The following is a 19283-nucleotide window of genomic DNA, read 5'->3' on the forward strand; positions in this document are numbered from 1 at the left end:
ATGGCGCGAGCCTGGCAGTCCCGGCTAGCCGTCCTTTCGGCCGACGATGCGGTTGGCGGCCGAAACGACGGCTTCGAGCGAGGCGGCGACGATGTTGGTGTTGATGCCGGCGCCGAACAGCTTGCCGCCCGGATGTTCCATCTCGACATAGGAAATGGCCGAGGCATTCGAGCCGCGCTGCATGGAATGCTCGGAATAATCGAGCACCGACATCGGCACCCCGACATGGCGCGACAGCGCATCGACGAAGCCGTCGATCGGGCCGGTGCCGGTGCCTGATATGGTCACCTCCTTGCCTCTGTCGAGGATCACCGCTTCCACCACGCGCCGGCCCTTGACCCCGGTGTCGGGGTAGGTGTGGTGGTCGAGGAATTTCAGCCGCGCGCCGAGCTGGTCGACATAGGTGTCGAGAAAGCGCTCGTAGATGCGCTTGGCCGGCACCTCCTTGCCTTCAGCGTCGGTGATCGCCTGGATGGCCTGGCTGAACTCGATCTGCAGGTTGCGCGGCAGGTTGAGGCCGTAATCCGCATGCAGCACATAGGCGATGCCGCCCTTGCCGGACTGCGAGTTGATGCGGATGATGGCTTCATAGCTGCGGCCGACATCGGCCGGGTCGATCGGCAGATAGGGCACCTCCCAATGCGGCGTGTTGGCCTTGCGCAGCGCCTTCATACCCTTGTTGATGGCGTCCTGGTGCGAGCCGGAAAAGGCGGTGTAGACGAGCTCGCCGACATAGGGATGGCGCTCGGGGATCTTCAGCTGGTTGGAGTATTCGTAGACGTCCTTCATGCGGTTGATGTCGGAGCAGTCGAGCCCGGGATCGACGCCTTGCGTGTACATGTTGAGCGCCAGCGTGACGATGTCGACATTGCCGGTGCGCTCGCCATTGCCGAACAGCGTGCCTTCGACGCGGTCGGCGCCCGCCATCAGGCCGAGCTCGGTGGTGGCGATGCCGGTGCCGCGGTCATTGTGCGGATGCAGCGAGATCAACAGGTTCTCGCGATTGTCGAGGTTGCGGCACATCCACTCGATGCGGTCGGCATAGATGTTGGGCGTCGACATCTCGACCGTGGAGGGCAGGTTGATGATCAGCTTGTTTTCCGCCGTCGGCTTGACGATCTCGGTGACGGCGTTGCAGATCTCCAGCGCCACTTCGAGCTCGGTGCCGGTAAAGCTCTCCGGCGAATATTCGAAACGATAGCCGCCGCCGGCCTTGGCCGCCATGTCGGTGATCATCTTGGCCGCATCGGTGGCGATGCGCTTGATCCCGGCGACGTCCTTCTCGAAGACGACGCGGCGCTGCAGCTCGCTGGTCGAGTTGTAGAAATGGACGATCGGGTTGGTGGCGCCCTTCAGCGCCTCGAAAGTGCGGGTGATCAGTTCCGGCCGGCACTGCACCAGCACCTGCAGCGAGACGTCGGCGGGCACGTTGCCTTGTTCGATGCACCAGCGGGCGAAATCGAAATCGGTCTGCGAGGCTGACGGAAAGCCGATCTCGATCTCCTTGAAGCCCATGTCGAGGAGCAGGGCGAACATGCGCGCCTTGCGTTCCTGGCCCATCGGATCGATCAGCGCCTGGTTGCCGTCGCGCAGGTCGACCGAGCACCAGATCGGCGCCTTGTCGATCACTTTCGAAGGCCAGGTGCGATCGGCAAGGCCGACGGTCGGATAGGGCTGGTATTTGCGGGCGGCGTCCGGCATGCCCTTCGCGGGCTTGGCGGTTTCCTCTACATTCAGACGGATATCTTCTCGTGCGTTCATCGTCGTTTCTCCCGGCGGCTCGCGGATCCAGCTTCAGGCGGATTGGTGGCGAGCGGCGCCTTTACCAGAATTTCGTTCGCTTGATGTGACTTGCCAATTTGTGACTGGCCAAGGAGCGTGCGCGTGAGCGGCGAATTCGACCGCCGGGCGCTCCTTCAGCGAACCCGGCGATCGCCGATAAGGCCGAGAAGCAGCAGGGCGGAGGCGAGCGCGCGGACGGTCTGGCCGGCAATGCCGGTCGGACGGGACGCAAAAGAGGTGGCGCGCGGGCTCATGGCGGTTTTCATACAGGAGCGGGCAAAGCGAGGCAAGTGGGAGCCTCGCTGTCGCAGAAGCTGCGGATCCAGCCTCAAGACCTGGGTTCCTCGCCCCCGCGAAGCGGGGGAGAGGTGGCCGCAAAGCGGCCGGAGAGGGGGCCTTCATAGGCGCAGTTCCCTCTCCGTCTCGGCTTCGCCGAGCCACCTCTCCCCACTTTCGTGGGGCGAGGAACCCAGGCTGCAATGAAGGCGCGGCGCTGACAGGAAGCGATTTTTCCTGATTATAGCAACTTTGTTCTTGCTTTGTGCCGGCAGCTATGCTACTAATTTGGGTATGGTGCTGATTGGCACCGAGGACCCGCCGTCGAGGCGGGTTTTTTATTTCACGGTTTTGGCGTCACCTTTCGCGGACCCAACCGCTCACCTGATCCAGTTGCTCTTCCCCGAGCCCGGCAAATGCGCCAGAGTCGATTGTCGGCGGGGGTGCGATGGCTCGCCGCCGGGAGGAATCGTCCATGAACTTCGTGTTCTTCTCGCCGCATTTTCCAGCCAACGGCGCCGATTTCTGCGACCGGCTGAAGAAGGCCGGCGCCACCGTGCTCGGCATTGGCGATGCGCCGTTCGATGCGCTGGACGGCAAATTGAAGGCAGCCCTTTCGGAATATTACCGCATCGAGGACATGGAGGAGTACGAGCCGGTGTTCCGGGCGATCGGCCATTTCATCCACAAATGGGGCCGCGTCGACAGGTTCGAATCGCTCAACGAGCATTGGCTGGAGCTGGAAGCCAATATCCGCACCGACTTCAACATCTTCGGCACCAAGCTCGACTTCGTGAAGAATTTGAAACGCAAGAGCCGCATGCGGGCATTCTTCCGCAAGAGCGGCGTCGAAACCATCCCGCAACGCAAATGCTCCGACCGCGCCGGCGCCATGACTTTCATCCGCCGCGTCGGCTATCCCGTGGTGGTGAAGCCGGATTCCGGCTCCGGCGCCTCGAACACCTTCAAAATCTCCAACGCCGGCGAACTCGACCGGTTCTTCAGGGACAAGCCGGAAGGCGTCAGCTTCGTCATGGAGCAGTTCATCGAAGGGCTGGTGGTGACCTATGACGGGCTGGTCAACCGCGACGGCGAGGTGGTGCTGGCCGCCAGCCACCGCTATGACCAGAGCGTCATGGAGGTGGTCAACCGCGACCGCCATATGAGCTATGTCTGTTTTCCCGAGATCAGCCCGGCGGTCGAGGAGGCCGGCAGGAAAATCCTCAAGGCGTTCGACGTGCGCGAGCGCTTCTTCCACATCGAGCTGTTCGAAACCAGGGACGACCGGGTCATCGCGCTGGAGGTCAACATGCGGCCGCCCGGCGCCTGGATGACCGATGCCATCAATTACACCTTCGATATCGATGTCTATGCCGCCTGGGCCGACATGGTGGTCAAGGACACCGCCGGGGGCCCTTACAGGGGCAAGTATTTCACCGCCTATGCCAGCCGCAAGCGGCACCTCAACTATGTGCACAGCCATGCCGACGTGCTAGCCGCCCATGGCGACATGATCGTCCATCATCACGCCATCGAGGAGGTTTTCAGCCGCGCCATGGGAAACTACGCCTATCAGCTGCGCTCCACGGACCCGAAGGCGCTGCGCCGGGCGGTCGACTACATCCATGCGGAAAAGGCGTGAGGCGATGGACGTTTCCTACCACAAGGGTTTTGGCCGCAACCTCGGCCGCGACATGGAGTACAAGCGCTACGGCCATGCCGGCCGACCCGTGGTTGTGTTCCCGACTTCGCAAGGGCGGTTCTACCAGTTCGAGGATTCCGGCGCCGTCTCGGCTCTCGCCGAGTTCGTCGACACCGGTCGCATCCAGTTGTTCACGCTGGACGGCATCGATGCGGAATCCTTCTTCGACCGTCATGCCGCGCCGGCCCATCGCATCGCCCGGCATGAAGCGTATTTCCGCTATGTGCGCGAGGAGGCGCTGCCGGAACTCCTGTCTGTCGCAGCCGAGGCCAATGGCGGGCGTACGCTGAAGCCGCTGTTTTGCGGCTGCTCGATGGGCGGCTATCATTCGTCGAATTTCGTCTTCCGCTTTCCGGAACTGGCCAGCGGCGTCATCGCGCTGTCGGGGGTCTATTCGACCCACGATTTCTTCGGCAGCGCGCTCGACGGACAGATTTTCTTCAACTCGCCGCTCGACTACCTGCCGGGTATCGTCGATCCGGGGCTGCTTGTCAGGCTGAAGGCGCTGCGGCTGATCTTCTGCTGCGGGCAGGGTGCCTGGGAGGAACGGATGCTGGCCGATACGCAGGCGCTGGAACAGATCCTGCGCGACAAGTCGATTCCGGCCTGGGTCGACTACTGGGGCGGCGATGTCGCCCATGACTGGCCGTGGTGGCACAAGCAACTGGTCTATTTCTTCGCCCGCTGGCTGGACGACGATCTGATGCACCGGCTGGATTAGGCCACCTGGAGGAAGGAAATGACCACGCCCGATGCCATCCGCCGCTTTGTCGAAGCTACCAATGCCGGCGACACCAAAGCTTTCCTCGAGACGTTCACGGCCGATGCCTTTCTGAGCGACTGGGGCAGGTCGTTCCAGGGCCGCGACCAGATTGCGCGCTGGAACCAGTCGGACAATATCGGCGTGCAGTCCAGGCTCCGCATCCTCGGCATCGCAGCGGAGGACGGCACCTGGCGCGTTCGCATCGCGGTCGAAGGCAACGGTTTCAACGGCGAGGGCGATATGGTCTTCACGCTGGACGGCGAGCGTATATCGAGCCTGGTGATCAGCTGACGCGCTGCCCGGCTGGTCTTTACTCCCGCAGGCTTCTCGCCACCAGCCGCGCCACGCTTGGGCCGACCAGAAGCACGATCAGGAAGCGTGCCGATTGCAGCGCCATGACGAAGGATATGTCGACATGCTGCGCGGCGGCGGCGATGATGGCGACGCTGTCCATGCCGCCGGGGCTGGTTGCCAGATAGGCGGTCAGCGGATCGATGCCGAGCAGGCGGCTGATCAGGAAGGCGAGGCCGCCGCAAAAGACGATCAGGGCAATGATCGAGCCGACAATCTGCGGCAGCGCGCGGGCCGCGTGGCGCAAAATGGCCCTGGTGAAATTCAGGCCGATGCTCCAGCCGATCATCGTATAGCTCAAGGCGAGCAGCCAGGGTGGCAACTGCATGGTCACGCCGAGCCCGAGATGCATCACGGTGCCGAAAATGAAGGTGCCGAGGAAAAACGGCGACGGCAGCCGGAAAAGCTTTCCGGTGAGGCCGCCGACCAGCGCCACGCCGAACGTTGCGGCCAAGCCCTGCGGGTCGACCGGTGGGAACCAGACGATGGCTGGCACCTCGATGCCTGAGGTGTCGACCCAAAGCTTGGCCACCAAGGCTGCCGTCATCGAGACGCAGATGACGCGCAGATATAGCATGAAGGCGACGAGGCGCTGGTCGGCGCCGAAGGCACCGGCCATCAGCACCATGGCGGTGGCGGCGCCCGGCGACGAGCCCCAGACCGCGGTGGTGCCGGGCAGGATGCGCCAGCGGCTGATTAGCCAGCCGAGCAGGCTGGATGCCGCGACCGTGGCCATCACGACGCCGAGGAACAGCGGCCATTCCTTGTAGAAGACGGGAAAGATATCGGCCGAGATCGAACTGGCGACCAGGCAGCCGACGACCGCCTGGGCGGAGCCGAACAGAACCCGCGGCACGCGCACCGTGGCGCCGTTGGTGCCGGCAGCGATGGCCGCCAGCATCGGTCCGATCAAGAGCGCGGCGGGCAGGGCGGCGAGTTCCAGCGCGCCGGCAAACAGCACCGAGACCACCACCAGGACCGGCCACTGCCAAGCCTTGTGGATCCGCGCCAGATGCTCGATGGCCGGCGGGTTCGGGGAAGAATCCATAGATCGGCTCTTAGACCGGTGGCGGAAAAATGCGAACCCTTTTTGCGGGGGAAACGGTCGTGGGTGGTAATGGCACAACCATCCGTAGCGATCCTTCGCGCCCCCCTCTGGCCTGCCGGCCATCTCCCCCTCTAGTGGGGAGATTGGCAGCTTCGCCGACAGCGCTCTTCTTTGGAGGTTGGCGAAGGCCGAAGTGACATTCAATCTCCCCACTAGAGGGGGAGATGGCCGGCAGGCCAGAGGGGGGCGCTGTCCCGCCGGCCTCTCCCTCTATCCCGCCTTCACCGCCGGTAACCCGAAGCCGCCAACAGGATGCGTTTCCACCTGGAACTCGAAGCCGGCGATGATCGGCCGTGCCTTGGCGATTGCCGCCTGGACTTCGGGCAGCTGCAGCGAAGCCTTGTGGCTTTCGGCGTCGGTCCACACCTCGGTCACCCAGATCGCGTCGGCATCGGCCGGGTCGGTGGCGATGATGTAGTTCAGGCAGCCGGGCATGGCGCTGGTGCTGGCGAGCAGGATATCCATCATTGCGTCACGCTGGCCGCGCATTGCCCGCATCTTGCCGATCAGTCCGTACATTCGCTTTGCTCCGTTGAGATGACGCAACCAGGAGTATGCAGTTCGCCGTCTACGGCATCAACTGCCCGCCATTGACCTCGATCACCTGGCCGATGATGTAGCCGCTCAACAGATCGGAGGAGAGGAACAGATAGGCGCCGACGCAGTCCTCGGCGGTGCCGGCGCGGCCCTGCGGGATGGTGGCGATCATGCCTTTCATCTGGTCGTCGGTCGAGTAGCGCTCGTGGAAAGGTGTCGCGATCGTGCCGGGCGCCACCGCGTTGACGCGGATGTTGAAACCGATCAGCTCCTTGGCCATGCCGCGCGTGACGTTGGAGACGAAGGCCTTGGCCGAGCCGTAAAGGCCGGCGCCGCCGCCGGCGCCGTTGCGCGCGGCGATCGAGGAGGTGTTGACGATGAAGCCACCCTGCCGCTTCAGCCATGGGATCGCCTTGCGCGAAGCTGTCAGCACGGAACGCGCGTTGAGGTCCATCACCGCGTCGTAATGCGCCTCGGTCTGCTCGGCATAGGACACGCGGCCGAGCATGCCGCCGGCATTGTTGACGAGGCCGTCGAGCCGGCCGAAATGTTGCGCACTGTCCTCGACGACGCGCTCGACATCGGCAGGGATCGAGAAATCGCCCTGGGTGAGGAACACGTCGCCGCCGCCGTTGCGAATGGTCGCGGCCAGGTTTTCGGCTGCCGCACGGCTCGAATTGTAGTGCAGCGCGACGCGGCATTTCTGCGCGGCGTAGGCAAGTGCAAGCGCCGCGCCGATGCCGGTCGAGGCGCCTGTGACCAGGACCGCCTTTCCGGCAAGGTCGGGGATGACCAGAGAGGGGCTGACAAGGGTGGTGGTGGCTGGCACGTCTATTCCTCCGGGGACTCTGCCTGCTCTTCGTAGGCCCTCGCAGTCCTCGCGTTCAAGTCCGTAAAAGCCTATGGCCTGAGATAGGCGTAGCCTTGGCGTTGCAATTCGGCGAGCTTGACGACGCCACCCCGGTCGGCTGCATGGAAGCCGTCGAGCAGGTCGGCCAAGCCGATATCCATGCCGTGCATGGTATTGGCGCAAGCGTGCGGGCTGAGCCCATCCTGGACAAGGCCGGCGAACCGCCCGGAAATGGCGGCCGATATGCCCTTCGACTTGAAGGCGGCAAGTGCTGGGCCGTGCACGACAAGCGCGATGTCGACTTTGCCGTCGGTGCCTTCGAAGTGGTTCTTGATGTTGCCGAGCACGAAATTGACCTTGTCGAGGTCGCTGAGGTGATAGGCGACCTTTTGCCTTTCTTCTTCGGAAGCCGCCGGCTTGACTTCATTAGCTGCTGCCTTGATCGGGCGCAGCCCGAAAAGCCCGGCGGCCCCGGCAAGACCGACGCGGAAAATATCGCGGCGTCGCATGGCTTCATCTCCCATTTAGCCGGCCCGCGCAAATTGCGTGGCCTCGGCCTCGATCCTAGCATAAATTGACGCCACGTCTTGTCGGGGCAATGGAGGGGTAGCATGACGTCGAGGACCATAATGGGGACCTTTGTGGGTGCCGGGCTCGGGGTTGCCTTGCTTGCCGCCGTCGCCGGCGCTGCTTTCGCCGATGACACGCTCAAACTCACCGAGCTCAGCCCCGACGGCAAGGACGCCTGCTTCGGCCGCGTCTACGACGCCGCGCATCTCAAGTCGCATCCGCACCAGAAGGTAACGCGCATCTTCTTCTATTACGGCCGCGATCCGGTCAGCCGGCCAAACGAGGAGCCGAGCGCCGGCATCGATTCCTCCTACAATGGCTTCATGGCGACGACGGTGCGCGGCGCCGAGGCGCCGGAATGGCTCGGCGGCTGGTGCAGTCATGAGTCGGAGGACGGCAAGACCGGCCCGATCCGTTGCGGCATGGACTGCGATCGCACCATGGCGTCGCTGAAGGTCGACGACAAAGGCCGGCTGATCGTCTCGGACGTGCAGCCCGACCTCTATCTCGACGCCGGATCGGAAGACGAGCTCGGCAAGGCGGAGTACGAAAGGCAGGCGCTGGGCAAGGACGACAACGGCTTCAGGCTCGACCCGATGCCGGCCGCGACCTGCAAGGCGGAGTTCGCGCGCATCGACCCGATCGACCCGGCCCTTGGCCCGCCATTGCGTGAGCGACTGAAGCTGGACCAGGCCTTCTGCTACGGACGCGACTACGATGCGGCGCATCTCGGCTTGCATCCAGACCAGCTGACCCAGTCGATCAGGGTGTTCCGCGGACCGGTCGAGCTGGCGTCTTTCGCCAAGGAGGGCGATCCGGCCAATTGGCCAAGCGGCGCCGATATCGCCGTTTCGGTTAGCACGCGGCAGAAATCGGCCAAGGTCACGCAGGTCTATAACTGCCAGGGCGAGGGCGACCAATGGCGCTGCGCGGCGAGCGCGAAGACGGGTGCTGCCACCTGCGACATCGCGCAAAAGGAGGTCTTCCTTCGCCGCGGCGCCAACGGCACGATGATGCTGGCCAACCCGAACAGCGGCCTGCCGATCGTCGATCTGTGCTCGAAGGCGGCGGAAGGCGACACCGGCTCCGACGACAAGGTCTACCGGCTGGAGCCGATGCCGCAGGCGGCCTGCGGGCCGTGATCAGGGTTCGGGACCCCAGGTTCGAAATTGGCCGAATGTGACGAGGAGGTGGATGCCATGCGCAAGACAAGGGTGTTTTGGTCCGGCCGCTCGCAGGCGGTGCGCTTGCCAAAGGAGTACCGTTTCGACACCAAAGAGGTTTTGATCAGCCGCCACGGCCAGAGGGTCATTATCGAGCCTCTTGCGCAGGACTGGGCCTGGCTGGACGGAGTGATAGGTCCGCTTGACGACGATTTCGCGGAGGCGGCGCTGGAAAGTCCGTCGGATCAGGAGCGAGCCGCCCTTGGTGTGGTCTTTAGCTGATCTCGCTCCTCCAAAGGGACTGTGGAGGTCGGCGCCGCCCCTAATTGCCAATCGACAACGCTGGTGATTGGCCAAAAGTCACCATCCCTTCGTCATCCCAGGGCGGAGCAGGAGCGAAGCGACGTCGCGGAGACCCTGGGATCCATGCCGCGATATATGCGGCACACGAAGGCGGACCAGAATCGAGAGTGCCACTTCGTCACGGCGGGTTAGGAGCGGGGTGACACATTCCGACCCGCAGCATTCTTCGGCGGATGTTACGGCATGGATCCCAGGGTCTGCGCTCCGCTTCGCGTCGCTCCGCCCTGGGATGACGAAGGGATGGATGTCTCAGCTAATCTCCAAGATATATGCGCTACCAACGAGGAGACCGATCTGCGCCACCTCACGCGAAGGGCACGGCGGTCGTGCCCTTGGGCAGTTTCGCCTCGTCGTCGGGCTCGACATGGATGATGACGCGGACGGAAGGGATCTCTGCCTGCAGCGCGTCCTCGATGCGGTCGCAAATGACGTGGCTGGCGCCGACCGACATGTCGGCGTCGACGACCAGATGGAACTCGATGAAGGTGGCGCGGCCGGCGATGCGCGTCTTCAGGTCGTGGACCTCGAGCGCGCCCTTGCAATTGGCCGAGATGATGTCGCGGATGCGGATATGTTCCTGAGTGTCCACGGCGCGGTCCATCAGCCCGTTCATCGACGAGCCGATGACGTGCCAGCCCTGCCATAGAATGTTCAGCGCCACGATCACGGCAAGAGCCGGATCGAGAACCTGCCAGCCGGTCAGCACGGCGCCGACCAGGCCGATGAACACACCGACCGAGGTCGCCACGTCGGTCATGATGTGCCTGCCGTCGGCGACGAGAGCCGGCGATTTTTCACTCCGTCCGGTGCGGATCAGCGTCAAGGCCCAGACTGCGTTGATGACCGTTGCGACGCCGTTGACGGCAAGGCCGGTCCATGGCTGTTCCAGCGGGGCCGGATGCTGCCATGACCACCAGACCTCGTTGAGGATCAGCAAGGCGGCAAGCACGATCAGCACGCCTTCCAGGACGGCCGAGAAATACTCGGCCTTATGGTGGCCGAACGGATGGTCCTGGTCGGCTGGCTTGTAGCTGACCTGGATTGCCCAATAGGCGGCGGCCGAGGCAATGACGTTGACGATCGATTCCAGCGCGTCCGAATAAAGCGCAACCGAGCCGGTGATGTACCAGGCGGCCAGCTTCAGGCCGAGCACGACGAAGGCGACAATGATCGACCAGAAGGCGAGGCTGGCGACCTTCTGCCTGGCGGCGGCCTTGATTTCTGCCGCGGTCATTGGGGAAAAGATCCCAACACTGAGCCCTCGAATTAAGCGGCCTTTTCCTTGGCCTTGCGCGGCAGGTGCGCGACAATGTTCTCGATGATGCGCATGCCGGCATTGTGGCCGAGCGTCATGATCGATTCCGGGTGGAACTGCACTGCGGCGATCGGCTCCTTGCGGTGCTCGAAGGCCATGATGATGCCGTCCTCGGTCTCGGCGGTGACGACAAAACCATCGGGCAGCCGCACCGGATCGGCGAAGATCGAGTGGTAGCGGCCGACCGTTACTTCCTTGGGCAGGCCGGAGAAGATGATGCCCGGCTTCGACACGCGGATGCGCGACGGCTTGCCATGCATCGGGATGTGCAGTTGGCGCAGCTCGCCGCCATAGGCCTCGGCCAGCGCCTGCAGCCCGAGGCAGACGCCGAAGATCGGCAGGTCGCGCGCACGGGCCCGCTTGATGGTAGCGGCGCAGTCGAAATCCTTCGGCGTGCCGGGGCCGGGCGACAGCACGACCAGGTTTGGCTTCAGCCGGTCGAAGATCTCGTCCGGCACCGGTGTGCGCACCGTCGAGACATTGGCGCCGGTCTGGCGGAAATAGTTGGCGAGCGTATGGACGAAACTGTCCTCGTGATCGACCAGGAGGATGTTGACGCCGTCGCCGACACGCGCGGTGCTGCGTTCGGTGCTGGCGGCATTGCCTAATTTGGCGTCGCGGATGGCGGAGAGCATGGCGGATGCCTTCAGTTCGGTTTCGGCTTCTTCTTCCTCGGGAATGCTGTCGAAGAGCAGCGTGGCGCCGGCGCGCACCTCGGCGATACCGTCCTTGATGCGAATGGTGCGAAGCGTCAGGCCGGTGTTCATGTCACCGTTGAAATTGACCATGCCGATCGCCCCGCCATACCAGGCGCGGGGGCTCTTCTCGTTCTGCTCGATGAAGCGCATGGCCCATAATTTCGGCGCGCCGGTAACGGTGACGGCCCAGGCATGCGACAGGAAGGCGTCGAAAGCGTCCATGCCTTCGCGCAGCCGCCCTTCGATGTGGTCGACGGTGTGGATCAGGCGCGAATACATCTCGATCTGCCGGCGGCCGATGACGCGCACCGAGCCCGGCTCGCAGACCCTCGATTTGTCGTTGCGATCGACGTCCGAGCACATGGTGAGTTCGGACTCGTCCTTCTTCGAATTGAGCAGCTTCAGGATCTGCTCGCTGTCGGAGATGGCATCGTCGCCGCGCTTGATCGTACCGGAGATCGGGCAGGTCTCGACGCGGCGGCCGTTGACGCGCACGAACATTTCCGGCGAGGCGCCGATCAGATATTCGCCCTCGCCGAGATTGATGAAGAAGGAATAGGGCGAAGGGTTGATGCTCTTCAGCTTGCGGGAAATCTCGGAGGGCTGGGTTTCGCAGCGTTCGTAGAACATCTGCCCCGGCACCACTTCGAACAGGTCGCCGCGCTCGAAGCTCTTCATCGCCTTGCGCACCAGCTTGGCATATTCGCCGGGCTCGTGGTCGCCGCGCGGCGGGATGCGGTCGGCGGTCATGAACGGCTCGACGATTTCGTCGCGCGGCAGGCCTTCGGTCGAGAAGCCATCGCCGGAATAGTCGTAGCGGTCGGTCCAGGCCTTGGTCGAATAATGGTCGACGACGAGGATCTCGTCGGGCAGGAACAGCACGAGATCGCGCTGGCTTGGCTTGCGCTCGAGCTTGTAGTCGACCGGATCGAACTGGAAGGCGAGGTCGTAGCCGAAGGCGCCATAGAGACCGAGATTGGCGTCTTCCTCGGTCTTGAACAAAGCGGTGATGGCGCGCAGCACGGTGAAGACGGAGGGAACGCGGCTGCGTTCCTCCTCGGTGAAGACACGGCCGGGCTTGGCGACTTCGAGGCGGATGAGCTTGTTCGACGTCTCGGCGATCGTGACATCGTCAAGGCCGGCAAGCACCGTGCCGATCACCGGCAAAAGCACCTCGCCGCGGCGGTTCAGCGCCTCGATGCGCATGCCGCGGCCGCGTGCCGAGATCACCAGCGGCGGATCGATGATGGCGGTGTCCCAGCGCGTATAGCGGCCGGGATATTCGTAATTCGAGGAAAACACGGCGCCGCGGCGCGAATTCAGGCCATCGACATAGCCGTCGATCGCCCCTTCATATGGCCGGTCATGGCGCTGGCGGGTAATCGCCACGCCACCCGCCGTGACGAAGCGCTCGGCGCCATTCTCCAGAATTTTCGTCGTCATTGCCGTCTCCATCAGCGTCTTTTGGGGCAACGGACCCGGGAATGGCTTGAAAAAACAAATGGCCGCCCGGACATTCCGCTGCGGCCACCCTCTATTGTCACGCGAACGCGTTCGGACAGGCCGCTGTCAGCGAGCCCACCACCAAATGGTCTTGATCGAACGCATATTCATGGCGATTCCCATAGCGGCGATTGGACGGCCGCGCAACTGGATTCAAAGGAAGGCTTCAATCCTCCAGCGTCCCGGACCTTGCATCGGCGCTCTTCCTGTCGCCGACCAGCTTCAAGAGGTCTTCGCCGGCGCGGATGATGCGGCGGGAACGCCGTGTCAGGATGAGGCCCGCCTGCGGCGCCAACACTTCCGTGCGGCCGTCGGGCTCACCCGGCGCGTGGACGATGGTGGCGAGCCGCGCACCCTTGGCCACGCGGTCGCCCGGCTTCACCTGGTAGAGGATCGCGCCCGAGCGGGGCGCCGGCATCATCTCGATGTTTTCGATCGGCGCGACGAGCCCTACGAAGCTGCCAGGCGCGGGCAGCGCCTGATCCCGGATGACGCCGCGCGCCACCAGCAGCCGGTAGAGTCCTTCGGCATCGTCGCCGGCGAGGGCGCCGTCGACATCGAGTATGCCGCGATATTCGACCGTGGTGGCGACGCGCCGGTCCAGGCGCGCCACGTCGGCTGGGACGTTCTGATACGGCATGATCGAGGCGCCTTCGAAGGTGCCGTCGGGATCTTCGTCCCACAGCATCACCGCATCGACGCCCATGGCCGCCGCACAATCCGCCATGGCCGGCCACAGGCTGGTGTGGACGTAGAGATAGGCGAGGCCTTCATCGTCGCAATGCAGGTCGAGCACGATGTCGTGGCCGATCGAGAGCTGCAGCAGCCGCGTCTTCAGCCGCTGGTCGACTGTGCCGTGCGCCGGCAGGAGGGCGACGTCGGGCGAGGCGAGCCGCGGAAAGCCGCGGTTGAAATTGGTGCGCGTGCCCAGATGGAAGCGGCCCTGATGGTCGCCGTTAAGATATTGCGCGCGGCCGATCGGATTGGCCCAGGGCACGATGGTCATATTGCCGCTGATGCGGCCTTCGGCTTCCGCCTTGCTGAGCATCGGCATCAGCGCATCGATGGCGACGACGCCCGGCAATTCGCCGCCATGAAGTGCCGCCTGCAGATAGGCCGAAGGCGCCGTCTTGTCCGTTCCGGTGAAGCGGAAGACGGGGAATTCGTAGGAGACGCCTTCGCTGTCGCCGGCGATGCGTTCGATGGATTTCTGCATAGGATGCCTCCGCGAGAAGAGGCGGAACACATGCCCTTTTGCCGATGGGCTGTCGATTGGTCCAGCCGGCGCCGCTATGGGCGCACGATTCTCCCCGGCCGTCACACCAGCGGCTTGAGTTCCTGGGCGATGGTCGGCAGAAGCTCAGAGACGTTCGGGTGGATGTGCACGGCGCGCGCCAGCGTGCTGACCGGCGCCTTGGCATACATCAGGTCGAGCACGCAGTGCACCGCTTCGTCGCCGCCCGGACCGAGCACCGAACAGCCGAGGATCTCCTTGGTGTCGGCATCGACCAGGATCTTCATGAAACCTTGCGTCTCACCTTTTTCGACGGCACGGCTGACGCGGGTCATTGGCCGCTGGCCGACCAGGGCGCGGCGGCCGGATTTCCTTACCGCGGCTTCGGTCATGCCGCAGCGGCCGAGTGGTGGGTCAATATAGAGCGCGTAGGCCTCGATGCGGTCGCTGACCTTGCGCGGATCGTTGTCGAGCAGGTTGGCGGCGACGATCTCGTAGTCGTTGTAGGAGGTGTGGGTGAAGGCGCCCTTGCCGTTGCAGTCGCCCATCGCCCAGATGCCCGGCACGCTGGTGCGCAGCTGATCGTCGACGACGATGAAGCCCCGTTTGTCGACCTCGACGCCGGCTTTGTCGAGGCCGAGATCGTCGGTATTTGGCGTGCGGCCGAGCGCCAGCAGCACATGCGAGCCGACCGCAGCCGCCTTGCCTGGCGAGAAGGTCACGGCGATTTCGTTGCCTCGCCTGGCGAAGCGGATGTCGTCGGCGCCGAGATGGACGGCAATGGCTTCGTTTTCGAGGATCGACAAAATGGCGTCCGAGACGTCATCGTCCTCGCGGCCGATCAGACGCGGGCTCTTTTCGATGACCGTGACTTCGGAACCGAAGCGACGGAACATCTGCGCGAATTCGAGCGAGACATAGCTGCCGCCGACGACGATGAGATGGCGCGGCAGCACGTCGAGATCCATCATCGACGAGTTGGTGAGGTAGGATACGTCGTTGACGCCGGGCAGGTCGGGCACCGAGGCGCGGCCACCGGTGTTGAGGAATATCCTTTCGGCGCTCAGCAGATCGTCGCCGACGCGCACCGTATTGGCGGTCACGAAGCGCGCATGGCCGCGATAGAGCGTGCATTTGTCCATGCCGGCAATCCAGTCTTCGAGATTGCCGCGTGCGTCGTTGGAGACCTTGTCCTTGCGCGCCTTGATCGCCTTGTAGTTGACGCCGACGGGACCGGAGAGCGTCACCCCGTAGTCCGCGGCGGAGCGGGCGAGATGCGCGGCATAGGCGCTTGCCACCATCGTTTTGGTCGGCGTGCAGCCGGTGTTGACGCAAGTGCCGCCGACCAGCTTTCGCTCGATCAGCGCCACGCTCATGCCGGCCGCATTCAGCCGGCCGGCGAGCGGTGGGCCGGCCTGCCCGGCACCGATGATGATGGCGTCGAATGTCTTTGCCGTCATGCCACCGCCGCCACGATCAGAAGCCCGCCTACGATCGCCACCGCGTCCTCGATGAAGGCGGCGGGCGGGTCCTTGCCGAAGGCGGTGGCCAGGCGTTTACGCGCCTCGGCGCCGCCCAGCGTGCCGATCACCGCGCCGACGGCGCCGGCGATCAGGCCGCCGATAGTGGCGCCGCCGGTCGCTCCGATCACCGCGCCGGTGAAAGCGCCCAGGACGATGCGCGTCCCGAATTGCTGCGGCACCTTGCGGCTCGGCGCCGATGGCAGCTGGTCGGTGACCAGTTCGGCGATGGCCAGGATGGTGAAGATGCCGACGGCGATCCAGTGGCCCATGAAGCTCGCCCAGGTGCCGGCGACCGGCAACCAGCCAAGCCAGGCGCCCCAGGCGACCGCGGCGGGCGCAGTCATGGCGCGAAGCCCGGCAACGACGCCAATCAGGAGTGCAAGAATGTACAGCATGATTGATCCCCTCGATGGCTAGGTGGGACAGGTCGCATGGGCAAGCTACCATAGGTCCGGCGTTTGACCAGAGCTGGTGTCGTCGCCGGCGCTTCCGTATTTTCACCATTTGTGCTTTGGCAAAGATTGAGACTGGAGTCGCGGCCATGGCCGGAAGCGAGCGCACGAAAATGGCGGCGGGCGAGTGGTATTGCTGCCTCGATCCGGAACTGGAGGCGCTGCGGATCACGGCACGCGACGCGGTGTTCGAGCACAACAGCCTGCCACCCCGGCAGCGTGCCGATATTGGGCCTGGCATGCGGGCGCTGCTCGGCGCTGCGGGCGAGCGCGCCCGGGTCGAAGCGCCGTTCCACTGCGCCTATGGCTTCAACATCTTTCTCGGCGACCGCGTCTTCCTCAATGCCGGCTGCACGATTCTCGATACGGCGCCAGTCCGCATCGGCAAGGGAACGCTGCTCGGCCCCAATGTGCAGATCTATTGTGCCGAGCACCACAAGGAGGCTGCGGGGCGACGGGCAGGGCTGGAGATCGCCAAGCCGGTCGAGATCGGCGACAGTGCCTGGATCGGCGGCGGTGCCGTCATCCTCGGCGGGGTCAGGATCGGCGATGGCGCCATCGTCGGCGCCGGTGCCGTGGTGACGCGCGACGTCGCGGCGAACACCACGGTGGTTGGTAATCCGGCACGGATAATCAGGAACGGCTGAGCACCGTGCTTCTGTCGCCGGTCATGTCCTCGTTCTGATGGACATGGGCGGCTGTGTCACTTGGCCGGAGGTGGATGCAACCGCGTGTCGAGCGCAAACGCCTCCTGGGTCTTCATGGCGTATGCCCCCCTGGCGAGGCTCGCGTCGAAGATCAGGTTCCAGCTGTGCTGCGATACGGCGCTCGGAATCACAACGAACCGGTGCCGTTGCAGAAGATCGTCGCCAAACGCCTGTTGTCCTGAGCTCGGAATGCCCGGGCGCAACCAGTTGGGGTTGGGCACGGCGGCGGGGTCGACGATATGCACATCCGCGACATCGCTGACGATTGCTGCCGTCATGACATGCGCAATCGTGTCGAGCGCCCTGAAGCCCTTATGGACCGCAACTTCGAGGATCGCAGTCGACGGATCGATCGAGCAGTAGACGGCGCGCACGCCCTTGCTGTTCCAGCGTCCGCCCACCCTGTATGCGCCCTCGCCACTATCCCATGTAGGCGCAAACGCGGCTTGATCGAGGCGCCATCCGATGAGGTCGGAGCCACCAAGCGCCGCCGGCAGCGGCGTCATGCATAAACGCCATATTCAAGCCGTTCCAGATAGTCTTCTACAAGCTCGATCCCCGCCGGCGTCGCCAGAAGGTCGATTGGACGACGCTGGTCGAGCCCAATCGCCGGGCGCTCCAGCCATTGCTCTGCCTCCGCCTGCGAACCCAACACGTCGGTAGCTTTCGACAGGATCTCCGCGAACTTCCAGGTTCGTCCGCTCTGGTCCTGACTGAGAGGCTTGGAAGGAGCATCCTTGCGGCGCTGGTAGGTGCGCAGGCTCATGCCGACGGCCTTCTCCAGCGAATCGGTCTTCTGGATGAAGACGAGTTGCCCGATAAGATGGTCCAGCGCTGAAGCCGGCAGGCCGTGCAGAAGCAGCTCGTGGGCATCCAAAGCGCTGCTGAGGCGCCTTGCCAGAATGCGGCTGCCGCCTAGCAATCTCGCCACCTTCTGCAGTTCATTGTTTTTTGCTGCTGGCGCAGCCTTTTCCAATGCTATCGCCACGGCGGGCCTCTCCGCGTCATCTGTCGCTTTAATATATGACAGATGACGCAGAGCCTTTCAAGGACGACAGGATCGAGAGCAGGCAATCGCTTCGAGAAAAAAGATAGCCTATAATTCAGGCCAGATGCCAGTTCGACGTCGGCGCCGCCCCTCATCTGCCTGCCGGCATCTTCTCCCCGTATAGTGACGGGGAGAAGGGGCTGGCCGCAACCTCCGCACCCTTTCTCTAACGCTGGTGATTGGCGAAATCCTTTGCGATGCGACTTTCTCCCCGTCTCTATACGGGGAGAAATGCCCGGCAGGGCAATGAGGGGCAGCGCAAACCCGAAGCGATTGCCCTGGAATCGAGCGCGAGCCGAATTTCACCTCGGCATGTGCGCCACGCGCTCCTCCTGAGCGCTCCTCGAGAATTCGCGCCGGTATTGCGCCGGCGAGGTTCTGAGCCGCGCCGCGAAATGCTGGCGCAGTGAGGTAGTGCTGCCGAAGCCAGCCTCGAAGGCAACCGTGTCCATTGATTTTTCCGTTGCTTCCAGCAGCCGCTGCGCCAGCTGGACGCGCTGGTCGGTCAGCCAGTCGCCGAAACTGGTGCCGATCGTTTTTTGGAAGTGGCGCGTGAACGTCCGGCGGGTGAGGCCGGCGAGACCGGCAACGCTGTCCAGGCCGTGCGGATCACCCAGGGTTTTGCGCACCGTTTCGAGAGCCTGGGTAAAGCGGTCCGCATTGCCGGTCCTGGCGATGGGACGTTCGATGAATTGAGCCTGCCCGCCCTGCCGATGCGGAGAAAGCACGATCTGCCGGGCAAGCCGAAGTGCCGCCTCCGCGCCGTAACGAGCCCGTACGACGTGCAGGCAGCAGTCGAGCCCTGCGGCGACGCCGGCGGATGTCACGACATCGCCATTGTCGATGTAGAGCACTTCCGGTTCGACGAGAATGTCGGGATAGAGTTCCTGCAGCTGACCCGCGTAGGCCCAGTGCGTCGCCGCTCGCCGCCCTGAAAGCAGTCCGGTCGCCGCGACAGCGAACGTTCCCAGGCACAGTCCGACGATCAGCGCGCCGCGCTCGTGCGCGCCAAGCAACGAGTCGATCAATGCCGCTGGAGGCGAGCTCCCGAGATCCTTCCAGCTTGGCACGATGACGATGTCGGCGTCATCGAGCGCGGAAAGCCCGTGCGGGACGCTGATGGTCAGCCCGGCATCGGTGCGGATCGGCCCGTTCTCAATCGCGCAGACCCGGAAGTCGAAGCGCGGCAGGCCGAGCGTCGTGCGATCCGCGCCGAACACGAGACACGGCACGGAGAGATGAAACGGGCTGATGCCATCGAAGGCGATGGCGGCAACGACAGGATCGGTCATGGCAGCACCAACAGTCACGGGCAGCACCAACAGGAGTAACAACTAA

At 64.0% G+C, this 19283-nt stretch carries 19 protein-coding genes; 6 read left to right on the forward strand and 13 right to left on the reverse strand.

Annotation, left to right across the window (positions count from 1 at the left end; genetic code table 11):
• Positions 1–24: 24 nt before the first annotated feature.
• Positions 25–1761 (reverse strand): 2-isopropylmalate synthase, encoded by a 1737-nt coding sequence (gene leuA / locus NKH23_RS06805; protein ID WP_352912564.1) that lies wholly within the window; start codon positions 1759–1761, stop codon positions 25–27.
• A gap of 772 nt (positions 1762–2533) precedes the next feature.
• On the opposite strand from leuA, the gene NKH23_RS06810 reads away from it, so the two are divergent.
• The 3 genes from NKH23_RS06810 to NKH23_RS06820 are packed head-to-tail and all read left to right on the forward strand — an operon-like array spanning position 2534 to position 4814.
• Positions 2534–3700: an ATP-grasp domain-containing protein gene (locus NKH23_RS06810; RefSeq protein WP_352912563.1), complete on the forward strand. Its 1167-nt coding sequence runs from the start codon at positions 2534–2536 to the stop codon at positions 3698–3700.
• Between the two features lie 4 nt (positions 3701–3704).
• Complete coding sequence (locus NKH23_RS06815) at positions 3705–4481, forward strand: esterase family protein (RefSeq protein WP_352713280.1); 777 nt, start codon at positions 3705–3707, stop codon at positions 4479–4481.
• A gap of 18 nt (positions 4482–4499) precedes the next feature.
• Positions 4500–4814, forward strand: coding sequence for a nuclear transport factor 2 family protein (locus NKH23_RS06820; RefSeq protein WP_352713278.1), 315 nt, complete (start codon positions 4500–4502; stop codon positions 4812–4814).
• 19 nt (positions 4815–4833) lie between these two features.
• Here NKH23_RS06820 and NKH23_RS06825 read toward each other — a convergent pair whose 3' ends face one another.
• The 4 genes from NKH23_RS06825 to NKH23_RS06840 form a co-directional block, all read right to left on the reverse strand.
• Positions 4834–5922 (reverse strand): AbrB family transcriptional regulator, encoded by a 1089-nt coding sequence (locus NKH23_RS06825; protein ID WP_352713275.1) that lies wholly within the window; start codon positions 5920–5922, stop codon positions 4834–4836.
• A 270-nt stretch (positions 5923–6192) separates the two neighbouring features.
• Positions 6193–6501, reverse strand: a complete 309-nt coding sequence (locus NKH23_RS06830; RefSeq protein WP_352713272.1) for a putative quinol monooxygenase — start codon at positions 6499–6501, stop codon at positions 6193–6195.
• Positions 6502–6550: 49 nt separating this feature from the next.
• Positions 6551–7348, reverse strand: a complete 798-nt coding sequence (locus NKH23_RS06835; RefSeq protein WP_352912562.1) for an SDR family NAD(P)-dependent oxidoreductase — start codon at positions 7346–7348, stop codon at positions 6551–6553.
• 71 nt (positions 7349–7419) lie between these two features.
• On the reverse strand, positions 7420–7878 hold the full coding sequence (locus tag NKH23_RS06840; RefSeq protein WP_352713267.1) for a DsrE family protein: 459 nt from the start codon (positions 7876–7878) through the stop codon (positions 7420–7422).
• Positions 7879–7980: 102 nt separating this feature from the next.
• On the opposite strand from NKH23_RS06840, the gene NKH23_RS06845 reads away from it, so the two are divergent.
• Positions 7981–9081 (forward strand): hypothetical protein, encoded by a 1101-nt coding sequence (locus NKH23_RS06845; RefSeq protein ID WP_352713264.1) that lies wholly within the window; start codon positions 7981–7983, stop codon positions 9079–9081.
• A 57-nt stretch (positions 9082–9138) separates the two neighbouring features.
• The gene (locus NKH23_RS06850; RefSeq protein WP_352713261.1) at positions 9139–9384 is read left to right on the forward strand and encodes an antitoxin; all 246 of its coding nucleotides are present in this window, start codon (positions 9139–9141) and stop codon (positions 9382–9384) included.
• A gap of 385 nt (positions 9385–9769) precedes the next feature.
• Here the strand turns inward: NKH23_RS06850 and NKH23_RS06855 are convergent, their stop codons facing one another.
• The 5 genes from NKH23_RS06855 to NKH23_RS06875 form a co-directional block, all read right to left on the reverse strand.
• Complete coding sequence (locus NKH23_RS06855; RefSeq protein WP_352713258.1) at positions 9770–10699, reverse strand: cation diffusion facilitator family transporter; 930 nt, start codon at positions 10697–10699, stop codon at positions 9770–9772.
• Positions 10700–10731: 32 nt separating this feature from the next.
• Positions 10732–12921 (reverse strand): anthranilate synthase, encoded by a 2190-nt coding sequence (locus tag NKH23_RS06860; RefSeq protein WP_352713255.1) that lies wholly within the window; start codon positions 12919–12921, stop codon positions 10732–10734.
• Between the two features lie 226 nt (positions 12922–13147).
• The gene (locus tag NKH23_RS06865; protein ID WP_352912561.1) at positions 13148–14197 is read right to left on the reverse strand and encodes a M14 family metallopeptidase; all 1050 of its coding nucleotides are present in this window, start codon (positions 14195–14197) and stop codon (positions 13148–13150) included.
• 101 nt (positions 14198–14298) lie between these two features.
• Positions 14299–15675: an FAD-containing oxidoreductase gene (locus NKH23_RS06870; RefSeq protein ID WP_352912560.1), complete on the reverse strand. Its 1377-nt coding sequence runs from the start codon at positions 15673–15675 to the stop codon at positions 14299–14301.
• Complete coding sequence (locus NKH23_RS06875) at positions 15672–16133, reverse strand: DUF4126 domain-containing protein (protein WP_352912559.1); 462 nt, start codon at positions 16131–16133, stop codon at positions 15672–15674. Before NKH23_RS06875 ends, NKH23_RS06870 begins: the two co-directional genes overlap by 4 nt.
• A 146-nt stretch (positions 16134–16279) precedes the next feature.
• Here NKH23_RS06875 and NKH23_RS06880 point away from each other — a divergent pair, with 146 nt between their 5' ends.
• A complete protein-coding gene (locus tag NKH23_RS06880) occupies positions 16280–16837 on the forward strand; it encodes a sugar O-acetyltransferase (protein ID WP_352978776.1) in 558 nt (185 codons plus the stop codon).
• Between the two features lie 56 nt (positions 16838–16893).
• Here the strand turns inward: NKH23_RS06880 and NKH23_RS06885 are convergent, their stop codons facing one another.
• The 3 genes from NKH23_RS06885 to NKH23_RS06895 all read right to left on the reverse strand — a co-directional run bounded on the left by NKH23_RS06885 (position 16894) and on the right by NKH23_RS06895 (position 19237).
• Positions 16894–17403: an RES family NAD+ phosphorylase gene (locus NKH23_RS06885; RefSeq protein WP_352466798.1), complete on the reverse strand. Its 510-nt coding sequence runs from the start codon at positions 17401–17403 to the stop codon at positions 16894–16896.
• Positions 17400–17885 (reverse strand): type II RES/Xre toxin-antitoxin system antitoxin, encoded by a 486-nt coding sequence (parS, locus tag NKH23_RS06890; protein ID WP_352912558.1) that lies wholly within the window; start codon positions 17883–17885, stop codon positions 17400–17402. The genes NKH23_RS06885 and parS overlap by 4 nt, the downstream gene beginning before the upstream one ends.
• A gap of 362 nt (positions 17886–18247) precedes the next feature.
• Complete coding sequence (locus NKH23_RS06895; protein ID WP_352912557.1) at positions 18248–19237, reverse strand: helix-turn-helix domain-containing protein; 990 nt, start codon at positions 19235–19237, stop codon at positions 18248–18250.
• Between the last annotated feature and the right edge of the window lie 46 nt (positions 19238–19283).

This window comes from Mesorhizobium sp. M1328 (genome assembly GCF_040318075.1).
Taxonomy (GTDB): Bacteria; Pseudomonadota; Alphaproteobacteria; order Rhizobiales; family Rhizobiaceae; genus Mesorhizobium.